We start from the raw sequence: 21,950 nt of genomic DNA, 5'->3' as shown, positions 1-21,950 counted from the left end.
ATCCCGCGCGGAGGTGTGTCCCGCACTGGGACGGCGGACTCCGGCGCTGGCGTGGTCCTGACCGCGGCCGCTCTCCTGCTGCCCGCCGTCTTCGCCCTGCGGCACCCGGGACAGGGCTGGCTGCGCCGTGCCGCAGCCGGGATCCGCCGCTCTCTCGCGTCGGCCCGGCGCCCGCCCACCCCGGTTACGACGATCCGGCTGCGCGGCGAGATCGACTCCCGCACCGCCGAGCGCACCGCCAGCCTTCTTGCGGCCGCGCTTGCCGCCGGCCCAGGTGGACTGTGCGTCGACATGACCCAGGTCACCCGCCTGACCCACAGCGGCGCGGCGGCCTTCGTCGAAGCCGCCGCCAACGCCCGCACCACCGGCACCCTGATCACCGTCACCGGCGCGAGCCCGGAGGTTCGCCGGGTCCTGCGCGGCGCCGGCCTGGACCGGCTGCTGCAGTACCGCCCCTGAAGCCGGGCAGCCAAGGCGCGCGGGGCAGCTGTACCGTCCCGTCCAGGTCAGCTTCCTACCTCAGGAGGAGGGCCGCGTGGTGCTCACGGTCGCGGACACCTGCGGCGGCATCCCGGACGGCGATCTGGCCCGGGTCTTCGACACCGGATGGCGCGGCACCCGGGCCCGCCCCGCGCCCTCCGGCAACGCCGCTGGGCAAAGGCGCCAGCAGGGGGACAGCGGAGCGGGGCTGGGACTGGCGATCGTGCGCGGCATCGTCGAGGCCCACGGCGGCCGCGCCTCGGTCCGCAACGAGGGAGCGGGCTACCGCTTCGAGATCACCCTCCCCGCCGCCGACGCGGAGCTCACCCTCCTGACGGGGTGACACCGGTGGCCCTCACCGCCGGGTCTAGGGTGGCCGCCAGGAGTTCCGGCGCAGGTCGGGCGGGCACGAGGGGTTGTCGCGGTGTCAGGAGTCGAGCGCGAGCTGGGGGCCGCCCAGCGGGAGCACTGGGAGCGGACCTACGGCGAGCACCCCGGTATGTACGGGCAGGAGCCGTCGGAGCCGGCCGTGCACGCGGCCGCGGTCTTCCGGGCGGCCGGGGCCGAGGTGGTGCTGGAGCTGGGTGCGGGGCACGGGCGTGACGCGCTGTACCTCGCCCGTGAGGGTTTCACCGTGCGGGCCACCGACTTCAGCCCCGTCGGGCTGACGCAGCTTCAGCAGGCGGCCGCCGCCCAGGGGACGGCGGAGCGGGTGAGCACGGCGGTGCAGGACGTCCGGGAGCCGCTGGCGTTCGCGGACGCCTCGGTGGACGCGGTGTTCGCCCACATGCTGCTGTGCATGGCGCTGTCCACCGAGGAGATCGGCGCCCTGGTGGCGGAGGTGCGCCGGGTGCTGCGGCCCGGCGGGGTCCTGGTCTACACCGTCCGGCACACCGGTGACGCCCACTACGGTGCGGGCATCGGGCACGGTGACGACATCTGGGAGCACGGCGGCTTCGCGGTCCACTACTTCTCCCGCGCCCTGGTCGACGCCCTCGCCGAGGGCTGGCACCTGGACGAGGTGCACGCCTTCGAGGAGGGCGGCCTGCCGCGGCGGCTGTGGCGCGTCACCCAGAGCCGGCCCCGGTGAGCGCCACCGAAGCGGCGGACATGGCGGTCAACGGCACCGGACTGCTGTGCGTGACCTTGCTGCTGAAGCTGCGCAACCGGATCGCTGGCCTCCCGGCGGGCACGCTGGTGCACGTCATCGCCACCGACCCGGCCGCGCCGCTGGACCTGCCCGCCTGGTGCCGCATGGTCGGCCACGAGTACCTCGGCCCGGTCCCTGGCGGGGCCGCACCCGTGTACGCGATCCGCCTCACCGCCGACGCGCGGCCCACCCGGCCGGGCGCCCCCTGGCACCCGGCCGACGACGGCTGATGCGCCGTCAGGCCGGTGTGCGCGAGCCGAGTGGGGCTGCCCGGGTCAGGGCAGCAGGAACTTCAGGCGGTCGTCGGCCATGCCGGGGGTGATCTCGATGATCTCAGCACTGACGACGTCCTCGGCGACGAACGGGTCGGCGGCCACCAGCTCCTCCAGGGCCTCCTTCGAGAGGCCGTGAGCGAGGACCGCGCCGCCCAGACCCGGCTGGATGCTGCCGACCAGCAGGAAGACACCCTCGTCCAGACCGCGCTTGATCCACTCCTGATGGCCGGTCAGGTACCGGGTGGCCTCGGCCTTGTTGGCGGAGAACCGGAGCAGGACCACGAACATGGTTTCTCTCTCATCTCTCGTAGGTGCGCAGCCACTCGCGCATCCGGTCGACCTCCCGCTGGATGAACTCCTCGTCGCGGAAGGCGTTGGCCAGCACGGCGACGCCCTGGCTGAAGGCGAGCACGTGCATGGCGAGTTGGTCGGCCTGCTCCGCGGGGGCGATGAGCGCGAACTGCTCGCGCAGCCACTCGCGGAACAGGGTGAACAGGCGCCCGGCCTGGCCGAGCATGGAGTGCTCCAGCTTGGCCAGCTCCGTGGTCAGGGTGCCCACCGGGCAGCCGTAGTCCTGGATGTCGGTGCGGTTGTCCAGCACGATCTCCACGTAGCGCAGGATGCGCCCCGCCGGGGTCGGCGCCTCGGACTCCCACTGCTCCAGCATCCGGCGGGTCTTGGCCAGGCGGGCGTCGATCACCGCGTCGAGGATCGCGTCCTTGGACTTGAAGTGGTAGTAGAAGTTGCCCCGTGACAGCCCCACTTCGCCGGCGATGTCGGTGAACGAGGTGTGCTCGAAGCCGTGGTGGTAGAAGAGCCTGTCGGCCGCCGCCACGATCTGCTCACGCGTCGCCCCAGCAGCCACCACGCACTCCCTCACCTCGTAGGACAGTCGACCTAGAGTCACAACCTAGGTCAGGTGTCCTACGTCGTCAAGGCGTTGACACCGCAGTCGGGGCGGACCTAGCGTGACGGCCCTCTAGGACACTCGTCCTACGATCCTGAAGCAGCCACGCTGGAGCCCCCGCATGTTCGTTGACCTGTTCGCGCCCTTCGACCTGGCCGGTCTGGCCCTCACCAACCGGATGGTGATGGCGCCGATGACCCGCAACCGCGCCGCCGAAGACGGGAGCGTGCCGCCGTTGATGGCCGAGCACTACCGCCAGCGGGCCACCGCGGGCCTGATCGTCGCCGAGTCCACCACCGTCTCACCCGAGGCCGTCGGCTACCCGTTCACCCCCGGCCTGCACGGCGAGGCCCACGTGCCCGGCTGGCGGCGCCTGACGGACGCGGTCCACGCCGAGGGCGGGCGGATCTTCGTCCAGCTGCAGCACTGCGGCCGCATCTCCCACCCGAGCCTGCTGGACGGGGAAACTCCCGTCGCCCCCTCGGCACTTCGGCCAGCGGGCCAGGCCGTCACCTACACCGGCCCGCAGGACTTCGTCACCCCCAGGGCCCTCGACAGCGGCGAACTTCCGGGCATCGTCGCGCAGTTCGCCGACGCCGCCGCGCTGGCGAAGGCGGCGGGCTTCGACGGCATCGAGGTCCACGCCGGCAACGGCTACCTGATCGACCAGTTCCTGCGCGACGGCACCAACCACCGCCACGACGCCTACGGCGGCAGCGTTGCCGACCGCATGCGCCTGCTGAACGAGGCCCTCGACGCCGTCACCGCCCACTGGCCCGCCTCGCGGGTGGGCGTGCGCCTGACGCCGGAGAACGGCTTCAACTCCATGGCCGACTCCGACCCGCAGACCCACTTCACCTACGTCCTCGGCCAGTTGAGCCACCGCGGCCTGGCCTACGCCCACGTCCTGGAAGGCGATATGACGGGCGGAAGCACCACCGTCGACTACCGCGCCCTGCGCGACGCCTACACCGGTACCTACATCGCCAACAACGGCTACGACCTCGCCCGCGCCCAGGAGGCACTGCGCACCGGGCACGCCGACCTGGTCGCGTTCGGCGCCCCGTTCATCGCCAACCCCGACCTGGTCCGCCGCTACCGCGACGACCTGCCGCTGGCCCAGGCCGATCCCGCCACCTTCTACGGTGGCGGCGCCACCGGCTACACCGACCACCCCTTCCACCCGGGCGACGACGACGCGGCCCCCGAGCGGACCGCACCGGCCGTGCCGTCAGCCCTCTGACCCATCCCGCGGGGGTCCACCGCACGGCGACCGGAGCCGGGAACGCCGCAGCCCGCGCACCGAGGGGAGCGGTGCGCGGGCGTCGGGCAAGTCCTCCGTGGGCGGGCGGGGATCCCGCCGGTGTGGTGCCGGGGTCAGCTGTCGGCGCGCACCACCGGCCAGTCGATGGCCACGTCGCCGGCCTTGTTGAGGTAGTTGGTGAAGACGTTCAGCGCGACGTGGGCGATCACCTCGGCGACCTCACCATCCGACAGGCCCGCCTCCTTGGCGGCCTTGACGTCGGCGTCCTCCACCCCGCCCTTGGTGCGCAGGACTGCGGCGGCGAAGGTGAGTGCGGCCTGGGCCTTGGTGTCGCCGGAGCGCCCGGCGCGGGCCTCGGTGGCCTCGTCGCCGTCGATCTTGGCGATGTTGGTGGCGATGTAGGTGTGGGCGGACAGGCAGTAGTCGCAGCCGTTCTCCTGGGCGGTGAGCAGGGCGATCCGCTCACCGATCGCCGCACCGAGGGAGCCGCTGCCCAGGGCGCCGGAGAAGCCGAGGTAGGCCTTGAGGACGGCGGGGCTGTTGACCATGGCCTTGGTCATGTTCGGGGTGACGCCGAGCGCCTTCTGGACGCCGGCCAGCAGCTCGGCGGCCTCGCCGGTGGCGGTCTCGGGCTGGATCAGGGGCAGACGGGACATGGCAGTGCCTTCCTGGGTTGTGGTGTGCTGGTGGGTGGTTGGCGTGGTGGCCGGCTTCCGGAAGCGGAAGAGGGACCGCAGGGTGGTGGTGCCGCCGCTGCTCACAGGTGGGGCTCCAGTTCGCCGAGCAGGGCCTGGGCGGGCATGGCGCCGAGCAGCTCGTGGACGACCTCGCCGCCCTTGAAGAGCTTCATCGCGGGGATGGCCCGGATGTCGAACTGCTTGGCGAGGTCGGGGTTCTCGTCCACGTTGACCTTGACCACCCGCAGGCGGTCGCCGTTCTCGGTGGCGATGCGGTCCAGGATCGGGCTGACCTGGCGGCAGGGCCCGCACCACTGGGCCCAGAAGTCCACCAGGACCGGCTTGTCGCTGCCCAGGACCTGCTCGGCGAAGGTGTCGCCGGTGACGTCGATGGCCATCTGGAGCTCCTCTCACACTCGGTTCTAACGCTTACGGGACCCATCAACCGTTAGGTGTCCGAGGGTGATTCCCGGTCCGCGAGAATTTCTCCAAGGTTTTTCCGGAGCAGTCCACTCCGCTTCTTCGGTGGAATGAACCGCCCCCGACCCGCGTTTGCGACCCACGGCCGGCACAGGCCGGCCACGGAACCCCAGGAGGGATTCGCATGAAGGTTCGCAATTCGCTGCGATCGTTGAAGAACAAGCCCGGCGCCCAGATCGTGCGCCGCCGGGGCAAGGTCTACGTCATCAACCGCAAGGACCCTCGTTTCAAGGGCCGCCAGGGCTGAGCCGCATCCGACGATTGACGACCGTACAGGCGCTCCGAGGGGCAGCAACGGGACGCCCGGGAAATGTGTCAGGTCATTCCCGGGCGCCCCGTTCGGCGCATTGACGTCAGAATTCTGTAATGACTCCGGGGCTGGTGGAAAGCGCGCCAGAGGTGTTGAGTCGTGTCCGTTCACCTGTTTTCTCATTCCCGGAGCACGTGATGCGAGGACGCATTCCCAAGCCGATCCTGGCCGTCCTGTCGCTCGCGCTCCTAGCCGTACTCGCAGGCGGCCTGATCACCTTCCAGCCGTGGAAGGCCTTCACCGACACCACCGTCGACGAGGCCCTTCCCACCGCACCGGCGGCACCCACCACCACCACTCCCGCCGCCACGCCCCCGGCCGGCCGCACCACGAACCCCTCGCCTCCGGCGTCCAGCGCCGCGTCGACGGACCTCGGGCGCGGGAGCTTCGTCTCGGGCGAGCACACCACCACTGGCCGAGCCCGGCTCATCCGCCTCGCCGACGGCAGCGCCGTCCTGCGCCTGGAGGACCTCGCCACCTCCGAGGGCCCCGACGTCAGGGTCTACCTCTCCACCCGCCCCGCCGCCGAGTCCAAGCTCGACAACCTCGGCCCCGACGCCGTCGAACTGAGCCGCCTCAAGGGCAACCTGGGCAACCAGAACTACGCCGTCCCCGCCGGCACCGACCTCACCCGCTTCCACAGCGCCGTCATCTGGTGCAAGCGGTTCTCCGTCGGCTTTGGCGCCGCCGACCTCACCACCACCGCCACTCAGGCGGACCTGGTGGGTATCGGACCCGCCATCGCAGTCGGCAGTGGGTACTGACGCGGAGCTGGTCATCGGCAGTTCCCGCACCACTGGGGTGCGCGACCTCAGGTGGTTCGACGGTGTCGCCCGGGCTTCTTCGGCACCGGTGCGACGGTCCCCCTCATCACGCCGTCGCCCTCGATCCTGTTGAGGATGCGCTGTGCGGTCGGGTAGTCGGGGGCTACCGCTTCGGGCAGCCACTGGTATCCGTCCCAGCCCAGGATCAGGCGGGGCTCGTCCGGGCTAAGGTGTGCGCCTCCTGCGCTCCCGTCCACGCGGACCACCTTCAGCTCCCCGGCCGGGCGGCGCTTGGCCGCCCACCTCGCGGCCCACTGCTCCAGCGGTTCGTCCTCGTGCACGTCGGCTGCCCTTCCGCTCTCCGGCCGCCTAGGCGGTGGCCAGCAGGTTGCCGGCCTCGATCGCGTCGGCCAGGAGGTGCTTGATCTGGGGCGGCAGCAGGTTGAGCGTCTTGATGGCGTCGGTGGTGAGCGGGACTTCTTCGAGGTGGTACTCGCCGCGGTCGTCGCGGTCGAACTCGGGGCCGGTGCGGGCGGCGAAGTTCCACTCGGTGACGCTGACGAGGTAGAAGTGCTCTGTCTCACCCTTGTCGTTGGTCAGCTCGGCGAACGGGCGGATGACCTCGCCGGTGCCGGCGATCTCCTCGCGGATCTCGCGCAGGAGCCCGTCTTCGAGGGTGGTGTCGGTGTCCTCGATGCCGCCGCCGATCAGGACCCAGTACGGGTCGGTGCCGGGGCGGACGCGCTTCATCACCAGGGTGGTGCCGGTCGGGGTAAGGAGGACGGCGCGCACGCGCTGCTTCATGGTGGTCTCCATCGTGGCTGGTGGGGCGGTCAGTTGGGCAGCCAGCCGCCGTCGATGTGCAACGACTGGGCGGTGGTGAAGGATGCGCTGGGGCTGGCGAAGTAGACGACCGCGGCGGCGACGTCCTCCGGCTGGCCCCGGCGGGGGACGCACTGCCGGGCGATCTGGTCCTGCGGCCGGGCGCGGTGGTGCACCGGGAGGTCGTTCTCGGCGTCGACCTGGATAGCTCCCGGTACGACAGTGTTCACCGTGATGCCGTGCGGGCCAAGTTCCCTGGCCAGCGAGGGGGTCAGGCCGAGCAGTCCGGCTTTGGCGGTGCTGTAGGCGGTCAGGCCGGGGCGGCCGATGCGGGCGTTGACGGAGGAGATGTTGATGATCCGGCCCCACTGGCGTTCGATCATCGCGGGGGTGACGGCCCGGCAGGTCCGCACGTGCGCGCTCAGGTTGATGTCGAGGATGCGAGCCCAGGCGTCCTCGTCGGTGTCCTGCCAGGCGATCCTGGGGTAGGCGCCGGCGTTGTTGACGAGGATGTCGACCGGGCCGACCTCGGAGGCGGCCTGGCTGACCAGCAGGGTGACGGCGGCGGGGTCGGTGAGGTCGGCGCTGACCTCGATGCCGTCGGATCCGGCGCGGCGCACGGCCTCCAGGACGGTGCGGGCCTGGTCGATCTGGGCGTGGTGGGCGATGACGACGGTGGCCCCGGCGGCGGCGAGGGCCCGGGTGGTGGCCGCGCCGATGCCGGTGGCCGCGCCGGTCACCAGGGCGGTTCGGCCTTGTAGCGGGCGGTGGGCGAGCGGGAGTTCGGGCAGGGTGAGGGTCACGGTCGCTCCACGGGGGTGAGGGCGGACAGCGGGTCGGTGTGGGTGAACTGGGCTTGGGCTGCTTGGAGTTCGGCGAGCTTGGCCAGCAGGAGGAGGAGTTCGGTGTCGCCGAGCAGGCTCGGCGGGATGACGCCGAGGAGCCGGGCGGTGAGGAAGGGCGTCAGCGTCTCCAGTTCGCGGCCGGGCGGCAGGCCGGCGGCGGAGCCGAGGTCGGTGCGCAGCCGGGCCAGGAGGCGGTGGAGGGCGGCCCGTCGGCCGGGGCCGGTGGGCCAGGTGTAGTGGAGGTCGAGGTGGCGGTGGCGGGTGGAGACTTCGGCGTGTTCGACGGTGGGGTGCGCGGCTGGGGGCAGGTGCAGGCGCAAGGTGCGGATGTAGGTGGTGCGTTGGTGGAGGGGGACGAGCCAGCCGCCGAGGGCGTGCAGGTACCAGAGGAGGGTGGCGATCTCGCCCGGGAGGGTGTTGCGGCCGGCGTGCTCGAAGTCCAGCCACACCGCGCCGGGCCCGGTCGCGGCGGTGGTGATGTTGGGTTCGGTGGGGTCGCCTTGGGTGAGGGCGGTGGTCCAGCGGCTGGCCGGGGCGAGGGAGGTGCGGGTGGTGCGGATCGCGGCGGGCACGTCCAGCGGCAGGCGGGTGCCGTTGGCGGTGATGGTCCAGTCGGTGAGCTCGCGCACCGGCGGGAGGGTGTCGGAGCCGGGGCTGAGGGTGAGGGTGGGGTCGAGCCACCAGGTGTCGATGCGGCCTGCGGGGCGGATGCGGTCCGCGTAGAGGCCGGGCACGCACTCGGCGAGGGCGGCGGTGCGCCCGCTGCCGGCCACGGCGGCGATCAGGTCGTCGCAGACCGCGTCGATCAGGGCGGTGACCGCGTCGACGGCGGCCGGGTCCTCGTCGACGAGGGTGATCAGGTCGCCCAGAAGGTGTCCGGCCCGGCCGGGGGCGAACACGTCCTCGTAGGCGAGGACATGGTGAGCCTTGTCGACGGGGGTGCGGCCGTAGAAGTGCGGGATCTGGAGGCGTCCGGCGAGCTGGCGCCACCCGAACTCCTCCGCCACGGCAGCTGCTTGGGGCATCCGCTTGCGGAACACCGGCCGCACGTCGGCGTTCACGCGGCCACCGCCGTGGCGGGCGGGAGGGTGGCCGTCCACTGGGCCAGCACCAGGGCGGCCAGCTCGCGCGCGGCGGCCTGGTCGTCGCGGGCCGCCGCGACCAGCTCGGGCCGGGCGCCGACGCGGGCCACCAGGTCCGACAGCGCCTCCTCGTCCCCGGCCCGCTCCACGCCGTCGAAGCGGGCCAGGATCTTGGCCAGCAGTGCGGTGATCTTGTAGAGGGCGCGCAGGTCCGGCGCGGGCTTGAGGAGCTGGCGGCGGATCTCGACCGCTGCCTGGACAGCGGCCTTGACGCTGGCGGTGACATCGTCGGCGAGCGGCGGCGCCGGGATGACCAGCCCGGCGCGCACCCACTGCGGCAGCAGGGCGCCCGAGCCGAGCAGGGTGAGAACGTGCAGCAGGCGGGAGGTGACCGTGCCCGCGAAGCACTCGGCCCTGCTGAGCACCGTGATGCCCAACTTCACCGCGCCGAGGGTCTGCTGAACCTCCGCCAGCGCGGCCCGCAGGTCCTGCGTGCGGTCGGGTTCGGCGATGACGAAGACGTCCAGGTCGGACCAGCCCTGCTGGTACTTGCCGCGGGCTCCGGAGCCGGTGACGGCGAGCAGGTCGATGACCGGCCTGGCGCCGCCGGTGGTGCGCTCCAGCAGGGCGGTGAGGAAGACCTCCAGCGCGAGCGGCAGGCCGAGGGTGTTCACCGGAGCGGTGGCCGGGGCGACGGCCGGCCAGGCGGCATCGAGGGCGAGCCGGTCCAACTGCCGCTCCAGCGCGAGCCTGGTCCCGTTGTTGGACACGATCAGGTCGGCGATCTCCCCGATCCGCCCGGCGCCCCGGGACTGCTTCACCTCGTCGCGGACCTCCACGTCGGCCGCCCCGGCGGTGCCGCGCCGCTTGCGCACCCCGGCGGTGGCCTCGACGTAGGCGACGGTCAGCTGGCCGCCGAGCATCCGGCGCAGCTCGGCGGTCACGTCGTACTCGTGGAGGGATTCGATGGTGAGGCGGGTGAGGTAGTGGTGGGCGGCGGCGTAGCGGTCGAGTCCGTCCAGGAGCAGTTCGGCGCGCACCACCGGGGGCAGGGCGTAGGGGTCGGTGATGCCAGCGTGGGCGGCGGCCTGCTCGATCAGGTAGCCGATCTTGAGGCGGTCGTGGCCGTGGCGGGTTCGCAGGTACTCCCCCATGGTGCTCTTGCCGCTCTCGGACAGGCCGCCGAGCGCGACGACGCCGAGGCCGGGCAGGCAGCCGGTGGGGATGGCCGGGGCGTGGGGGTGGAGGCGGCGGCGCAGTTCGTCCTGGACGGCGACGACCGGCCGCCCGGCGACGACGATCACCTCGGCGAAGCGGCCCGCGTCGGCGAGGCGGTGGATCTGGTGGTGCAGGTGCCGCTGGTAAGCGGCGTAGGTGTCGGTGATACTCGCTTCGTGGGACAGGCTCAGGCGGGTGCCGACCTCGGGGTCTTCGTCGTGCAGCAGCAGGACGCCCCGCTCCCCGGCTTCGGCCGCCTCCAGCTCTGCCGCGAACGGGGTGAGCAGCTGGCGGGCCCGGTGGGCCGCCCTGTTCGGGTCGAGCTGCTCGCGCACCGCGACCGTCGCCGCGAGCGACGCCTCCAGCATCGGCAGACCACGGTCCACCAGGCGCACGCCGGGCAGGGTGGCGGCGTGGCGGGAGCGGGCGAGGTAGGAGGAGGCGAGGACATCGGCGACCTCCTGCACCGGCGCGTCGTGCCACCACCAGGTGCCCATCCCCTGCGTCTTGATCCGCTCCCAGCGGTCGTCGTGCGCGTCCAGCGGACCCGCGTGGACTGCCAGCGCACCGAGGCGGCGGGCCAGGATGCCCAGCTGCTTGGTCTTGCCGGTGTTGTCCGCGCCGCTCACCGCGACGGTCACCACGTCGTCCACCACAACCTCCGCGCAGTCGTTCGATCACGCGGGCCGATCGGCCCGGAGGTGCGAGTACAACCGAACCTCCGTGCGGTGCAACAGGGTTCAGCCGTCATGGAGGGGTAATGGAACCCGCTCGTTTCGACCCGCCCGTCGCCCGGCTGGTGCTGAGATGGGGTCCGTGGACGCGCAGAGTTTCCAACACCCGATCACCGTCGCCCGGGCCTTGCGGGGCATGTCGATGACCGACCTGGCGGTGGCGATGAGAGCTGCCGCGCGCCGCCGCGACCGCCGGGCCGGCACCACCAAGCAGCAGGTCTACGCCTGGGAGCGGCCCACCGCCCGCCCCCCGAGCGAGTGGTCTCAGCTCTTGATGGCCGAAGCCCTCGGCGTCGACCCCGAACACGTCACCGCCCTGGGCTGGCCGTACTGGCTGCCCGGAACCGAGGCGCCGCTCCCCCTGGGCACAGGGGCCACGGTCGCCGCCCTCAGAGAGGCCCAACGCCGCGCCATGCTCAACCGCCGCACCCTGCTGGGCCTCGCGCCCGCCGCCCTGATCACCCTCTCCCAGCAGTGGGCCACCCTCGACCCCGCCCTCGCCGCCACGGCCACCGACGGACGCACCGTCGACCCGGAGTTCGCCGGCTGGCTGGAGACCAGCGTCCACCAGCTCACCTCCCTGGCCACCGCCGACCGCCAGCACACCGCTCCCCTGCTGGACTCCTACTACGACACCGTCGTGGGCCTGTTGGAGAGCGCCTCCTACAGCGAACAGACCGGCGTACGGCTCCAGTTGCTGGCCTCCTCCCTCGCGCAGACCATCGGCTGGCACAAGTTCGACCACGAGCACCACTCCGCTGCCGCCCGCTACTGGACCGCAGCCCTCCACGCCGCCCACCACGCCGGCGACACCGACCGCGGCGCAGGCATCCTCTCCGACCTCGCCTACCAGAGCATGTGGCTGGGCCACGGCGCACCCGCCATCCAAGTCCTCGACCACGCCCTGACCCGCACCGAGGACCCCACCGCCCGCTCCCTGCTGAACCTGCGCCGCGCCCGCGCCCTCGCCATGACCGGCGAGGCCCGAGCCTGCCGACGCGCCCTCGACGCCGCCGAACACGCCCTGAACGTAGCGACCACCGCGCCGCCCGCGTGGTGCTCGTGGATGAGCCCCGCAGACCTCGCCGTCGACTCCGGCCGCTGCCTGATCGACCTCAGCGAACCTGGCCCCGCCCACCGGCAGATCACCGAAGGCGTCACCCTGCTGCCCACCGCCCGCGACAAAACCCGGGCGGTGTTCCTCACCTACGAGGCCGAAAGCCTCCTTCGCCAAGGCGAGGTCGACCAAGGCGCGGCCACAGCACATCAGGCCCTGCTCCTCGCCCAGCACACCGGATCCACCCGCTGCATCCGCCAGATCAGCGATCTCGCGCCCGCGCTGAGCGGGCACCAGCACGTCGAAGGTGTTGGCCAGTTTCTTGACGCCGTGCGATCGGCGGCGTGATCCGGCACTCAGAGGCGGCGCGCATCGGCTATGTAGCTGATCGTCGGACGGCTTGATCGGCGAGGCGCATGTTGTGCGCCATCAGGTCCAGTCCAGCCGCGACATCCGCCCTGGTGACCTGCCACCAGCCGGCCCGGTCGTAGATCCACCAACTCGACTGGTACCAGGCGAAGTCGCTGATCGTCTCGCTGAGGTGGTGGGCCGTACCGTCAGCGAGGACCGCGTCCATCTCGGCGTGGCTGAGGTCGGCCTGCACCCCTACTTCGGAATTGATCATTACCTCCCCCTCACGGCCGGATGTTCGACTGGACAGCGGGGGCCTGTTGTACCGGGGGCGGTTGCAGAAGCGGAGCGGGCTGCACCTGCGGAGCCGGTGCGTTCACCCTAACTTCCGGGCTCGGCGCGGGATCGGTGCTGGGGCCGCGGGTGGTCACGTCGATGCCGGCGAAGTCACTCGCGAGCTTCGCCCGGATGTCCTCGGCCATGATCTCTCTGCCGAGTTCGACGGCCGCGCCGACGACGACGGCCGTGGCGGCGAGCCTGGCCAGGTAGTCGGGTCGTTCCTCCACCGTCACCTCGACCTTGACCTCGTAGCGCTCCGGGTCCTGCCGGTGCACCTCCCACTCGATCGTCAGCTGGTCGACCGGATCGCCGCGCTCGGCGACGACGACGATCGCCTCGTACACCTCTCTGCGCGGCCCCGCCTCGAACGCCTCGGCGTAGAGCCAGGTGCTCACCTCACGGACGTGTTCGGGGTGTTGGAGAAGGTCCGCGAGCACGGCGTCCTGGCGCTCAAGCCGAAGGTCGACCCGGACCTCGTGGCTGTGGGTCGGCTGGGTTCGCGGCTGGTACGGCTCGGGGGCGGGTTCGCTGAACTTGGCGCCCGGCTGGGGCTGTTCGAGCCGCTGAGCAAGCCGGTCGAGCGACGGTTGGGGTCCGCGCTCGCCCGCGGTGGTGCGGAGCCGGTCGAGGTGGAGCGCGAGGTCCCGCCGGACGGCCGCCTCTTGAACGAGTCGGGCGTAGCTCGCGATATTCCGGGGCTGCGGTGCCGCGTCGGCGAGCCGGCGGAGGTAGTCGGCGCCGACACCGCGGACGGCCGCCTTCTGGGCGATGAGGTCCGGCATCCGGGCGGCGGGCGTGGCAGGGTTGCTGGTCCGCGACTCGACCAGGGCAGCCAACAGGGCGCGGTTGGTGGGGTGGGCCATCCGATCCGGGGTCAAGTAGGCGATCTGGTCGAGCCGTTGGGGCTCACGCAGCGCCGCGCCGATGACGGCCTGCTCGGCTCGCAGCGCGAGGTCGGGGTTGGTCATCGGTTCGTCCTCGGCGTCGATCCGGTGGTGGCTTCTCGGTAGCGGCGGGCGGCGTCGTCGGCGGCGGCCATCCGGGCGGCAGCCTCATCAAGCCGTTCCAGCAGTTCCTCGTTGACGATGCGCAGCCAGTCGCCGCTCAACTCGATCGCCCACCAGGTGTCGGCGAATCGCACGTACTCGGGGATGCCGGGGCTGATCGGCGAGGCGAGACCGCGAGCGAGCGCATCGTCCATCTGGGGGGCGGTGAGGCGGTCGGGGCTGCCGGCTTCGGCGGTGTCCGCGTGGGTGGCGAGCAACCGGGCCGGGATTCCGGCCCAGGCGTCGGCTTCGGCCCAGCGCTTCTGGAGGTCAGGGGACTCTGCGGCCCGGATGTCGGGGCCGCGGTGCCCGGTTCGGCAGGCTGTGGCGTAGACGCCGGTCGCGTTGGCCACCACGGCGCGCAGCTCAGCATGCCAATAGCGCGATGCCTGGCCGACTTGATGGTCCGGGGCGGCTCCGTAGATCTCCTCCCGCCAGACCTTGAGCGCCCACAGCTCCTCGATCAACCCGGGGTGCTCGGCCCAGCACTGCGGGAGCCGCGATTCAACCGCCAGCTCGTAGCGGTCGTGGAGCCAGGTCACCCAGGCGCAGAGCCCGGCCCACGCTTCGACTCGCTCTGGCCCGGTCATGGTGTGCCACTCGACCAGGCGTGTGGGTGCGCCTGCCACGACGGCTGCGGAGCTGGCGCTCTTGACGGGGGCGTTGTCGGCGCGGCGGCGGCGGATCGGGCGTACCCGGGCATGCGGGCGGTGCTTGACCCGGCCGATCGGCGTGATCTCGTGGTCGGTCATGTCTGGTCCTGGAGCAGAGCGATCAGGGAGCGGGTGCGCTCGGGGTGGTCCAGCCGCCGGATCGGAGAGGTCGCCTTCCAGTCGGCCATCACCAGGCTCACAGCGGCGTCGAGCGCCTCGACCGATGTGCTCGGGGTGAGCAGCAGTCGACGAAGGTAGGCGGAGTGGTCCATCGTGTCGGCAACCAGCTGCGCCAGGCGCGGCGACAGCGCCTCGGTGCTTCTCTGGATGCGCTCCTCAATGGCCTCCGGCACGGCCGGCTCGGCGTCGGCGTGCAGTGTCAGCATTGCCTCGTAGATGCCGTACCGAACGTGGGCGGTGAACGTGTCCACCGGCACCCAGCCGCCGAGGTCGGCGAGTTCACGCGGGCGCTGGACCAGGTACGCGAGCACTAGGTCCTCCTGGTCGGCCCGAGTGGGGCGCCAGGTGCTCAGCGGGTGGAGGCGCCCGTCGGTCAGGGCCCGGTGGGCAGCCCAATCGTCGGTCGGCCACAGTGCGGGGACGGTCTCCTGGGAGCCGGGGCTGAACACCGACACCACGGGGGCACCGGTGTGGTCTTCTCCGGCGTGGTAGTACGCGCCGTCGATGCCGCGCACCGGTCCGCTCCAGCGGAGGGTGGAGTCAATCGAGGCTTCGGCTCGGCGGAGCAACCCCCGGTGGTGCCGCCAGTCAAATCGGGATTTCCAGCGGTGGTCGGCGTCTGCGCTCGGCTCGTGGTGACCTGTGCTCCAGGGGGGTCGGATCATCATGCGGCCACCTCGGTCGGGTCGAGTTCGCCGGCACGGTAGCGGCGTGCCCACTCGATGCTCTCCTCGTACGCCTTGCGGTCGGGGCCCTCGTAGTGGCGCTGCTGACGGACCTTGGCGACGGGGGTGGTGGCGTGGAGCACCAGGGCCTCGCGCTTCTCCTCGTCCAGAGTGCGGATCTCGTCCGGGGTGACGGCTTTCCGGTCCTGGAGGGTGGTCTGCATCGTGGTGCCGTGGCTGCCGCTCTGGTAGGTGGTCAGCGACTCCCGGAAGTCCCCTGCGAGCTTGCTGAACTCGTGGAGCTCGTCGCCGCCGAGACCACCGAGGGCAACCTTGACGGTGGAGCTGCCCCACAGCATCTCCGCTCCATCTCGCCCCCAAATCGACCTGGCCTGGGCCATGTTCTGGAGCACCGCGAGAACGTAGATCCCTGAACCGCCCGCGAAACTCATCAGATCGGGGAGGTTCGGCAACGGGGTCACGTTGGCGACCTCGTCCAGCAGCGCTCCCAACGGCGGGTCCAGTCGGCCGCCGGGTGAGCGGTCGGCGATCCGCTTGGCGGTGCTGAAGACCTCAGCGACGAACGCAGCGATCAGCGGCGCGAGCGCCTTCGAGTCCTCCTTGTCCACCAGCAGGTAGATCGTGCCGTTGGACCGCAGCCAGTCCTCGATGTTGATGCTGTTACCGGCCCTAGGAACGAAGGTGCGGCGCGCCAAGGGCGAGAACAACGGGGTGAGTGCGGTCTGGGCCGTGCTGAAGAGGTTCGCGCGGGTCTCACCGGGCTGCCGGTAGAGGGCATCGAGCATCTCTGCCACGCCGGGCTCGGCACGGGTGGACTCAGCGAGAAGGCGGATGGGCTCCTCGATGCTGGGGTTGAAGGCCCAGCGGAGGACATCGTCCATGCTGCGGCCGGTGATCTCCGCAGCGTGCAGCCAGGCGGCCAGCAGGCTCGTCGCGGTGGCACCGAAGAAGCCGGCCCCGGAGCTGTCGCTGGTCTCGCTCTTGCCGATCCGGACCATCAGGTCCGCCCGCTGCATGGCCTTCCCGAAGTCCTCGCAGCCCGAGGAGGGCGACCACTGCACCTGGTCCGGCCACTCGACCATGCCCGTCGGGGTCATCGCCAGCGCTGGGCCGAGGCGGCGGCGGATCAGCGCGGTCGCGTCGAGCACGTCGCCGCGGACGCTGGTGATCAGCAGCGGGCCTTGCCACGCCTTGATCCACGGGATGATCACCTGGCTCGTCTTGCCCTGCCGCGGAGCCGCGAGCATCAGCACGGACGACTCGACGCAGAGCCACAGCAGCATCCCGGCTGCGGTGCGGCCGATTTGCACGGCGACATCGGCCGGCTTGATCCGGCGTCCCCGGAGGGCGGGGCGGACGATCGGCCCGCGCTTGACGACCGCTGCGGCGGACATGGTCTTCGCCAGCTGCGCGGGGGAAGCGAAGCCGCGAACCTGGCGGGTCCGTCGGAGCCTGCGCAGGACGACCACACCCGCGGTGAGCATCGCGCAGGCGACGATGCCGGCCGCGACGGCGAAGCCGAGCGGGCCGGGCAGGTCGGGGCGGGCCTGCTCGGGCCAGGCGGCCTTCGGGTTGTCCAAGTGGTGCGGCACATGCTGGGCGATGGCGAAGGCGTCGCCGAACTCCGCGTCGGGCCAGGCGAGGTGCGTGATCAGCCCGGCGACCTGGCCGGTGGTCCATGTCCCGACAGTGACGGTGACCACCACGATGATCAGCAGGACGATCAGGTAGTCCGCCGGGCCGTCCAGGACTGGCCGCCGGGCGACGGTGGAGTTCGACGCGGTGGCCATCAGACGGCCATCTTCTCGTTTGTATAGTACAACTGACGCTCGATCGGGCTGAGGATGGTCTGCACCACGTGACTGGAGGTCCGGCCGATCTTCCAGATGGCACGGCCGATCTGCTCCCCGGACCAGCTGCCGATGTGTGCGCACTCCGTGTCGGTAAGGCCGATCGCGTCGCGCGTCATGGCGAGGGGTGCGGTGTCCTGCCTCAGGCAGATCCGCACGTCACAGGAGGCGATCAGGTTGCGCGCGATGCTGACCTCTTCGCTGCCCTGCGCGCCGACGGCCTCGAAGTCCGCCAACCGGTGTGTGCTGAGGACCTGGATGGTTCCCTGGGCACGGGAGAGCCGCAGGTCAGAGTCCAATTTGCGGATCATCGCGGGGACGCGCATCGCGCGCCACAGCTCGTCGCGGACGACCAGGCGGACGGGCCCGCCGGGCTCGTCGATCGCGGCCTGGCCCCAACTCGACACGCAGGCAAGGGTCATGGCCACGGTCTCGTCGCCGCGGCCGTCGATCCGGGAGAGGTCGACGGTCTGGATCGGCGCGTCGAAGTCGGGCCTCACGGTGGTGGGCCCGTCGAACAGACCGCTGAGGCTGCCGCGGACCATGTTGCCGAGCGCGTCGGCGGCCGGCCGGATCATCTCCCGCAGCTCGCTTACGTCAGCGCCACGGACCCGGAGTTCGTCCGCCATCTCGGGCAGCGGATCGCGTAGCAGGGCCCAGACCTGAGGGATCGTCGGATCCTGGAGGTGGCTGGCACCTGCGGCCTGGCCGGAGGAGTGCTGGATCGCCAGGGAGAGCGCGGCCTCCTCGGTAGGAGTCAGGTTGCGACCGAGCCGCATGACCAGCAGGGAGGAGAGAAGGGTGATCCGCCGACGGTGGACTTCGTCCAGGCGCTCTCGGAGCTCCTCCAGGTCGGAGGGCAGGTTGCTGCCGAGCGGACCGGCGTCCAGCGGGTTCAATCGGTTGCGCAGTCCCGGACCGAGTTCGACGGGTTCGACACCGAACGCCCTGGCCAAGGGGGCGTATTCGTTCTTGATGTCGCCCAGCACGAAGGTGCGCACGCCGTAGGCGGCGAGCCGTGTCGACAACACCTTGACGGTCGCGGACTTGCCTGCGCCCGGCACCCCGGTCACCAGCAGATTCGGGTTGGTGATCAGCCCGCGGTGCAGCCACTCGATCGGGTGGCAGGAGAAAGCGCCACCGGCCAGGCAGTCGACACCGATGTAGGCACCGGCCGGGGGCATCGACTGCCCGTACAGCCAGGGGTAGAGGCCCTGGACCTGGCCCGTACTGCCTCGGTAGACGGGGATGGAGGGCATCCGGGGGGCTCGGCCGGCGAAGGGGCGGGCCCACCCGCGCCGGGGGGCGACAGGCTCGCGGCGCGGCCTGGGCGTCTTCGCCTTCGGGGGCGTCGGCGCGGCCGGGGTGGGGCGGCCGAGCACGTCGGCCAGGTCGAGGACAGGGAGGTCTGCCTGCTGCTGCCGTCGGCGGATCATCAGGCCACTCGCTTCTTGGGCAGGCCCATGCCGACCGGGAGGGCACCGAGGGCGAAGCCAAGGTCCTGGGCCATCCACATCCGCTGAAGCTCGATCCGGCCGCTGTTGGCGTCGGCCTCCAGCGCGGCGCAGGCGTCTTCCAGATCGGCGTGGTTGGTCACGGTGACGGTGCAGTAGGCGGTGTAGCGGACCAGCCCGTGGCCGGCTGCGCGCTCGGCGTCCTGTGCCTCGGCCTGGCGGAGCGCCTGGCGCTCGTGCTCCGGCACGATCTGTCCGGTCTTGTGCCTCATGCTCACGGCGACCGAGCGCGCCGTCCGCTCCTGCATCACCTCGCGCTCGGCGGCCCTGGGGCTCCGAGGCTCGATGTGCATGTTGAAGCTCCGTCGGTACTGGCCTTCGCCCAGCAGCGGGGCGAGCGCGGTGGAGTAGATCTTGTTCTTGGGCCAGCTGCGGACGGCGTAGGTGACGCTCAGCGCGCCGTCGTGCTCGTAGCGGCCACGCCAGCTCTCGGCTGCGGAGGGGCCGGCCGCGATCGGGTCGACACCGGGTTCGACGGGCGCTTCGAGCCCGCGGACCATGGCGGCGGTCGCTGCGGCGCGGCGGTCGGCGAGCATGCGGCTGCTGTGTGGGTCGAACGCCACTCGCAGGACCTCCGCGAGCTCGCGCGGGCCCAGCCACGCCTCTACCTGGAGGTCAGCGGAGGCGATGCCGGACGTCAGGGCTCGCAGCTGGCGGACCAGGACGGTGGCGGCACCGCTGGTCCCGCCACCGGCGGCCTTGATGGGACCGGCGGCGCGGGCGGCGTCCATCGTGATCGCCAGATACGCCTCGCGCTGGCTGGTCGCCAGGGTGGCGGTGGACAGCAACGACCTGGTGATGTCCACCGCGACGTCGGGGGCCTGGTCCGAGACGTGGTCTTGGTGCCAGCGCTGGAGTGCGGCCCCGGACTCGGGGAGGAGCCGCTGGAGTGCCTGGATGCGGATGATGGGGCTGCCCTCGGTGCACAGGCTGTTGAGCAGCTCGCCCCAGCCGGCCACGCGCTGGTCGCGCCGGTGGGAGTCGATCAGGCCGATACCGGGGACACGGATCCGGGCCACGGCGGTGAAGCTGCGGTCGAGCTGGTGGTGGATGACCGCGATCGGGTCGCCGCTGCCCCCGTCAGCTTCGAGGATCGACAGCGGCGCGAGGATGCCCGGCAGGTCCATCGTCGGCTCGTCCGTGACCGCCGAGCGAGGCGAGAACGCCCCGCCGAGGAAACGGTTCTGCCCACGGAACTTGAGAATCTCGAAGGACACGGCAGAGACCGCCCATTCATCGACAGTCCGGCCGGCGATCCGGACGAACGCAAGCAGGAGAAGGACAAAGGCGACAGGCCAGGTCACGAGGCCCACGCGGACGTGCGAGATGGCGAACGGCCAGATACCGGCCAGCACGGCAGCGCCAAGCATGGCCGCTCGCTGGGTGCTCAGGCCGAACAGGAACGCCACGCGTTCCTCCTGCCAGCCGAAGTAGGTTCTCGCCGGGGCTTGTTGGGTGCTCACGACGCGTTGCCTCCTTCGGGCTGGTCTGCCGGGCCGGTTGACGGCTCACTGGCTGGTGCGGGGTCGGCCGGTTGTACGGCCGGGGGCCTGGACTGCTCCGGCCTGGGTTGCGGGGCAGGGGCCGGGGCCGGCTGCGGGGTGGCGGCCGGTGCCTGTGGTGCCGGGGGGCTGGTGTTGGCGGTCGGCCCGCTCACCGGCAGCGGGGCCGATGTGGCGCTGGTCGGCTTCGGCGCGGGGGCCGGGGCCTGCGCCGGGGCGGAGGCCGCGGGCTGGGGTGCGCCGGCCTGGGAGGTGCTGCTCCAGGAGGCCGCCGCGGGTCCGCTGAACGGTGATGTCGGCGGAGGCGCTGCCGGTGCTCCGGGGGTTGCTCCGCTCGGTGCCGGGCCTGCGGGCAACGGTGCGAACTCGATCGTGGGCGGGTCGCTGCGGCCGGACGCGACCGGCAGCTCGGGGGTGGCCTCGTGGAGGGCGTGCTGGTGGTCGGCCTGCTGAGCGGAGGGGGCTTCCGGCTCGGCCAGCGCAGTCCCCTGGTCGGTCTCCGAGACCGGCTGATCCTGGCGAGGGCCTGCCCCGGACTGGGCAGACGGGTACCGGTGGACGTACCCGGCGGGCTGGGCGGCGAAGGCGTTGGCGCCCGAGGCACCGGCGTGCCCGGCCATCTTCTCCATGCCTTGCGCGAGCGAGTTGACGGCCTGCTGAGCGAGCCGGACACCGGCACCGACAGCGCCGAGCTTCCCGGCGGCACCGCCGACAGCACCCGCTCCGCCGGCCCCTGCACCGGGCACACCGCCGCGGCTCTCGACCCCCGCCATCGTCCGGCTCGCCGTCTCCTGTCCGAAGGTGTCAGGAGTCGGCCCGCTGGCCGCACCACCTGCGGTGGCGAGTTGGCCTCCGGCGAATCCGAGCAGCGCGGCAAGCCCTGCTCCACCTCCGACCTGGACGCTGGCGAAGGTGAAGAACCTTGCGACCGCGGGCCAGGCAAGCGCGGCGAGCAGAAGGACCAGCATGCCGGACAGGGTGGTGGTGAGGTCCTGGCTGTCCCCCGCGAGGTTGAAGCCGAGAGAGAAGACCATCGCGATAACGACCTTCAGGAAGATCAGCTGGATGGTCATCCCGACCAGCTGCGACCACCAGCGCTTGGTGGAGTCGGAGATCTGGCCGACGGCGGCGATGGGCGAGGTGGCAATCAGGGCCATGATGGCGGCGCCGCGCAGCAGCATCTCGAACCACAGAACGATCGTCAGCAGGATGCCCAGCACCGCGAGGATGAGCAGCAGAGACGCACTCTGCCCGGGGTTCCAGGCGACGAGTTTGGAGAGCTTGTCGGAGAGCTGCTGTTGGCCGCCGATGGTGTTGTCAACGATGTAGCGGGTCATCTCGTCGGAGGCCAGCAGCGCGGTGGAGGCCAGCACGAGGGTCAGCAGGAAAGCCATAACCGCCTTGCCCAGTCCCACGGCTGCGGCTGCCAGGGGGCGGCCGTCGTGGGTGAAGACGGTGCGGATGACCTGGCCGATGACCAGGAGGCAGGCCACAGAGGCAGCGATGCCGAGCGAGATGGCGTAGACGGAGCGCACTCCGTTGGACGCAAGGTCGGGGCCAGGCATCGAGGCGAACGCGGCGGCGAAAGCTTTGAGCAGCTCGGTCATGGCGTCGGCGAAGCTTTTGCAGATCGACTCCCATGCGCCTACGGCGAGCTTGCTGACCGCCTCGCCGCCGACGCTGCCGATGACGCCGTCGGTGACACAGCCGACGGGGTCGGTCAGGCCGCAGGGCATGCCGGCCTCCTTGTGGTGTTCGTGCTGA

At 71.5% G+C, this 21,950-nt stretch carries 24 protein-coding genes and 1 pseudogene; 8 read left to right on the top strand and 17 right to left on the bottom strand.

What is annotated here, in order from left to right; genetic code table 11:
- The first annotated feature begins 51 nt into the window (after positions 1 to 51).
- The 4 genes and pseudogenes from ACIA8O_RS00565 to ACIA8O_RS00550 all read left to right on the top strand — a co-directional run bounded on the left by ACIA8O_RS00565 (position 52) and on the right by ACIA8O_RS00550 (position 1,860).
- Positions 52 to 459 carry an STAS domain-containing protein gene (locus ACIA8O_RS00565; RefSeq protein ID WP_396291279.1) on the top strand — a complete coding sequence of 136 codons (408 nt, stop codon included), beginning with the start codon at positions 52 to 54 and terminating at the stop codon, positions 457 to 459.
- A 40-nt stretch (positions 460 to 499) separates the two neighbouring features.
- Positions 500 to 823 (top strand): annotated as a pseudogene (locus tag ACIA8O_RS00560) (sensor histidine kinase); the annotation flags it as partial.
- A gap of 81 nt (positions 824 to 904) precedes the next feature.
- A complete protein-coding gene (locus tag ACIA8O_RS00555; RefSeq protein ID WP_396291278.1) occupies positions 905 to 1,570 on the top strand; it encodes a methyltransferase domain-containing protein in 666 nt (221 codons plus the stop codon).
- Positions 1,567 to 1,860 (top strand): sulfurtransferase TusA family protein, encoded by a 294-nt coding sequence (locus ACIA8O_RS00550; protein ID WP_396291277.1) that lies wholly within the window; start codon positions 1,567 to 1,569, stop codon positions 1,858 to 1,860. The genes ACIA8O_RS00555 and ACIA8O_RS00550 overlap by 4 nt, the downstream gene beginning before the upstream one ends.
- A gap of 45 nt (positions 1,861 to 1,905) precedes the next feature.
- Here the strand turns inward: ACIA8O_RS00550 and ACIA8O_RS00545 are convergent, their stop codons facing one another.
- Both ACIA8O_RS00545 and ACIA8O_RS00540 read right to left on the bottom strand, forming a co-directional pair.
- The gene (locus ACIA8O_RS00545) at positions 1,906 to 2,193 is read right to left on the bottom strand and encodes a YciI family protein (RefSeq protein WP_396291276.1); all 288 of its coding nucleotides are present in this window, start codon (positions 2,191 to 2,193) and stop codon (positions 1,906 to 1,908) included.
- A gap of 10 nt (positions 2,194 to 2,203) precedes the next feature.
- Positions 2,204 to 2,770: a TetR/AcrR family transcriptional regulator gene (locus ACIA8O_RS00540; RefSeq protein ID WP_396291275.1), complete on the bottom strand. Its 567-nt coding sequence runs from the start codon at positions 2,768 to 2,770 to the stop codon at positions 2,204 to 2,206.
- 163 nt (positions 2,771 to 2,933) lie between these two features.
- Between ACIA8O_RS00540 and ACIA8O_RS00535 the strand changes: the two genes are divergently transcribed.
- The gene (locus ACIA8O_RS00535; RefSeq protein ID WP_396291274.1) at positions 2,934 to 4,055 is read left to right on the top strand and encodes an alkene reductase; all 1,122 of its coding nucleotides are present in this window, start codon (positions 2,934 to 2,936) and stop codon (positions 4,053 to 4,055) included.
- Positions 4,056 to 4,189: 134 nt separating this feature from the next.
- Here the strand turns inward: ACIA8O_RS00535 and ACIA8O_RS00530 are convergent, their stop codons facing one another.
- The gene (locus ACIA8O_RS00530; protein ID WP_396291273.1) at positions 4,190 to 4,732 is read right to left on the bottom strand and encodes a carboxymuconolactone decarboxylase family protein; all 543 of its coding nucleotides are present in this window, start codon (positions 4,730 to 4,732) and stop codon (positions 4,190 to 4,192) included.
- Between the two features lie 101 nt (positions 4,733 to 4,833).
- Positions 4,834 to 5,151, bottom strand: a complete 318-nt coding sequence (trxA, locus tag ACIA8O_RS00525) for a thioredoxin (protein WP_396291272.1) — start codon at positions 5,149 to 5,151, stop codon at positions 4,834 to 4,836.
- Between the two features lie 206 nt (positions 5,152 to 5,357).
- Here trxA and ykgO point away from each other — a divergent pair, with 206 nt between their 5' ends.
- On the top strand, positions 5,358 to 5,480 hold the full coding sequence (ykgO, locus tag ACIA8O_RS00520) for a type B 50S ribosomal protein L36 (RefSeq protein ID WP_396291271.1): 123 nt from the start codon (positions 5,358 to 5,360) through the stop codon (positions 5,478 to 5,480).
- A gap of 200 nt (positions 5,481 to 5,680) precedes the next feature.
- Entirely contained in the window at positions 5,681 to 6,307 is a 627-nt protein-coding gene (locus ACIA8O_RS00515) for a DM13 domain-containing protein (protein ID WP_396291270.1), read from the top strand.
- A gap of 47 nt (positions 6,308 to 6,354) precedes the next feature.
- Here ACIA8O_RS00515 and ACIA8O_RS00510 read toward each other — a convergent pair whose 3' ends face one another.
- Genes ACIA8O_RS00510 through ACIA8O_RS00490 form a run of 5 tightly spaced genes read right to left on the bottom strand, consistent with a single transcriptional unit; the run spans position 6,355 to position 10,927 of the window.
- Entirely contained in the window at positions 6,355 to 6,648 is a 294-nt protein-coding gene (locus ACIA8O_RS00510; protein ID WP_396291269.1) for a DUF6087 family protein, read from the bottom strand.
- Positions 6,649 to 6,676: 28 nt separating this feature from the next.
- Complete coding sequence (locus ACIA8O_RS00505) at positions 6,677 to 7,111, bottom strand: NUDIX domain-containing protein (RefSeq protein WP_396291268.1); 435 nt, start codon at positions 7,109 to 7,111, stop codon at positions 6,677 to 6,679.
- Positions 7,112 to 7,140: 29 nt separating this feature from the next.
- A complete protein-coding gene (locus tag ACIA8O_RS00500; protein WP_396291267.1) occupies positions 7,141 to 7,932 on the bottom strand; it encodes an SDR family NAD(P)-dependent oxidoreductase in 792 nt (263 codons plus the stop codon).
- Entirely contained in the window at positions 7,929 to 9,035 is a 1,107-nt protein-coding gene (locus ACIA8O_RS00495; protein ID WP_396291266.1) for a hypothetical protein, read from the bottom strand. The genes ACIA8O_RS00500 and ACIA8O_RS00495 overlap by 4 nt, the downstream gene beginning before the upstream one ends.
- Positions 9,032 to 10,927 (bottom strand): nucleotidyltransferase domain-containing protein, encoded by a 1,896-nt coding sequence (locus tag ACIA8O_RS00490; RefSeq protein ID WP_396291265.1) that lies wholly within the window; start codon positions 10,925 to 10,927, stop codon positions 9,032 to 9,034. The genes ACIA8O_RS00495 and ACIA8O_RS00490 overlap by 4 nt, the downstream gene beginning before the upstream one ends.
- Positions 10,928 to 11,090: 163 nt before the next feature.
- Between ACIA8O_RS00490 and ACIA8O_RS00485 the strand changes: the two genes are divergently transcribed.
- The gene (locus ACIA8O_RS00485; protein WP_396291264.1) at positions 11,091 to 12,413 is read left to right on the top strand and encodes an XRE family transcriptional regulator; all 1,323 of its coding nucleotides are present in this window, start codon (positions 11,091 to 11,093) and stop codon (positions 12,411 to 12,413) included.
- Positions 12,414 to 12,441: 28 nt separating this feature from the next.
- Here ACIA8O_RS00485 and ACIA8O_RS00480 read toward each other — a convergent pair whose 3' ends face one another.
- From ACIA8O_RS00480 to ACIA8O_RS00445, 8 genes are all read right to left on the bottom strand, one after another.
- Positions 12,442 to 12,690 carry a hypothetical protein gene (locus ACIA8O_RS00480; protein ID WP_396291263.1) on the bottom strand — a complete coding sequence of 83 codons (249 nt, stop codon included), beginning with the start codon at positions 12,688 to 12,690 and terminating at the stop codon, positions 12,442 to 12,444.
- 10 nt (positions 12,691 to 12,700) lie between these two features.
- Entirely contained in the window at positions 12,701 to 13,723 is a 1,023-nt protein-coding gene (locus ACIA8O_RS00475) for a DnaB-like helicase N-terminal domain-containing protein (RefSeq protein WP_396291262.1), read from the bottom strand.
- Positions 13,720 to 14,553, bottom strand: coding sequence for a hypothetical protein (locus ACIA8O_RS00470; RefSeq protein ID WP_396291261.1), 834 nt, complete (start codon positions 14,551 to 14,553; stop codon positions 13,720 to 13,722). The genes ACIA8O_RS00475 and ACIA8O_RS00470 overlap by 4 nt, the downstream gene beginning before the upstream one ends.
- On the bottom strand, positions 14,550 to 15,149 hold the full coding sequence (locus ACIA8O_RS00465; RefSeq protein WP_396291260.1) for a DnaB-like helicase N-terminal domain-containing protein: 600 nt from the start codon (positions 15,147 to 15,149) through the stop codon (positions 14,550 to 14,552). The genes ACIA8O_RS00470 and ACIA8O_RS00465 overlap by 4 nt, the downstream gene beginning before the upstream one ends.
- 149 nt (positions 15,150 to 15,298) lie before the next feature.
- Positions 15,299 to 17,110: a type IV secretory system conjugative DNA transfer family protein gene (locus tag ACIA8O_RS00460; protein ID WP_396291259.1), complete on the bottom strand. Its 1,812-nt coding sequence runs from the start codon at positions 17,108 to 17,110 to the stop codon at positions 15,299 to 15,301.
- Positions 17,110 to 18,606, bottom strand: a complete 1,497-nt coding sequence (locus ACIA8O_RS00455; RefSeq protein WP_396291258.1) for a VirB4 family type IV secretion system protein — start codon at positions 18,604 to 18,606, stop codon at positions 17,110 to 17,112. Before ACIA8O_RS00455 ends, ACIA8O_RS00460 begins: the two co-directional genes overlap by 1 nt.
- Positions 18,606 to 20,147 carry an SCO6880 family protein gene (locus tag ACIA8O_RS00450; RefSeq protein ID WP_396291257.1) on the bottom strand — a complete coding sequence of 514 codons (1,542 nt, stop codon included), beginning with the start codon at positions 20,145 to 20,147 and terminating at the stop codon, positions 18,606 to 18,608. The genes ACIA8O_RS00455 and ACIA8O_RS00450 overlap by 1 nt, the downstream gene beginning before the upstream one ends.
- Positions 20,144 to 21,922, bottom strand: coding sequence for a conjugal transfer protein TrbL family protein (locus ACIA8O_RS00445; RefSeq protein ID WP_396291256.1), 1,779 nt, complete (start codon positions 21,920 to 21,922; stop codon positions 20,144 to 20,146). Before ACIA8O_RS00445 ends, ACIA8O_RS00450 begins: the two co-directional genes overlap by 4 nt.
- Positions 21,923 to 21,950: the final 28 nt, after the last annotated feature.

The organism is Kitasatospora sp. NPDC051853, from assembly GCF_044452665.1.
GTDB lineage: Bacteria > Actinomycetota > Actinomycetes > Streptomycetales > Streptomycetaceae > Kitasatospora.
The sequence above is the reverse complement of the archived record's forward strand: the minus strand, read 5'-3'. Positions and strand labels throughout refer to the sequence as shown.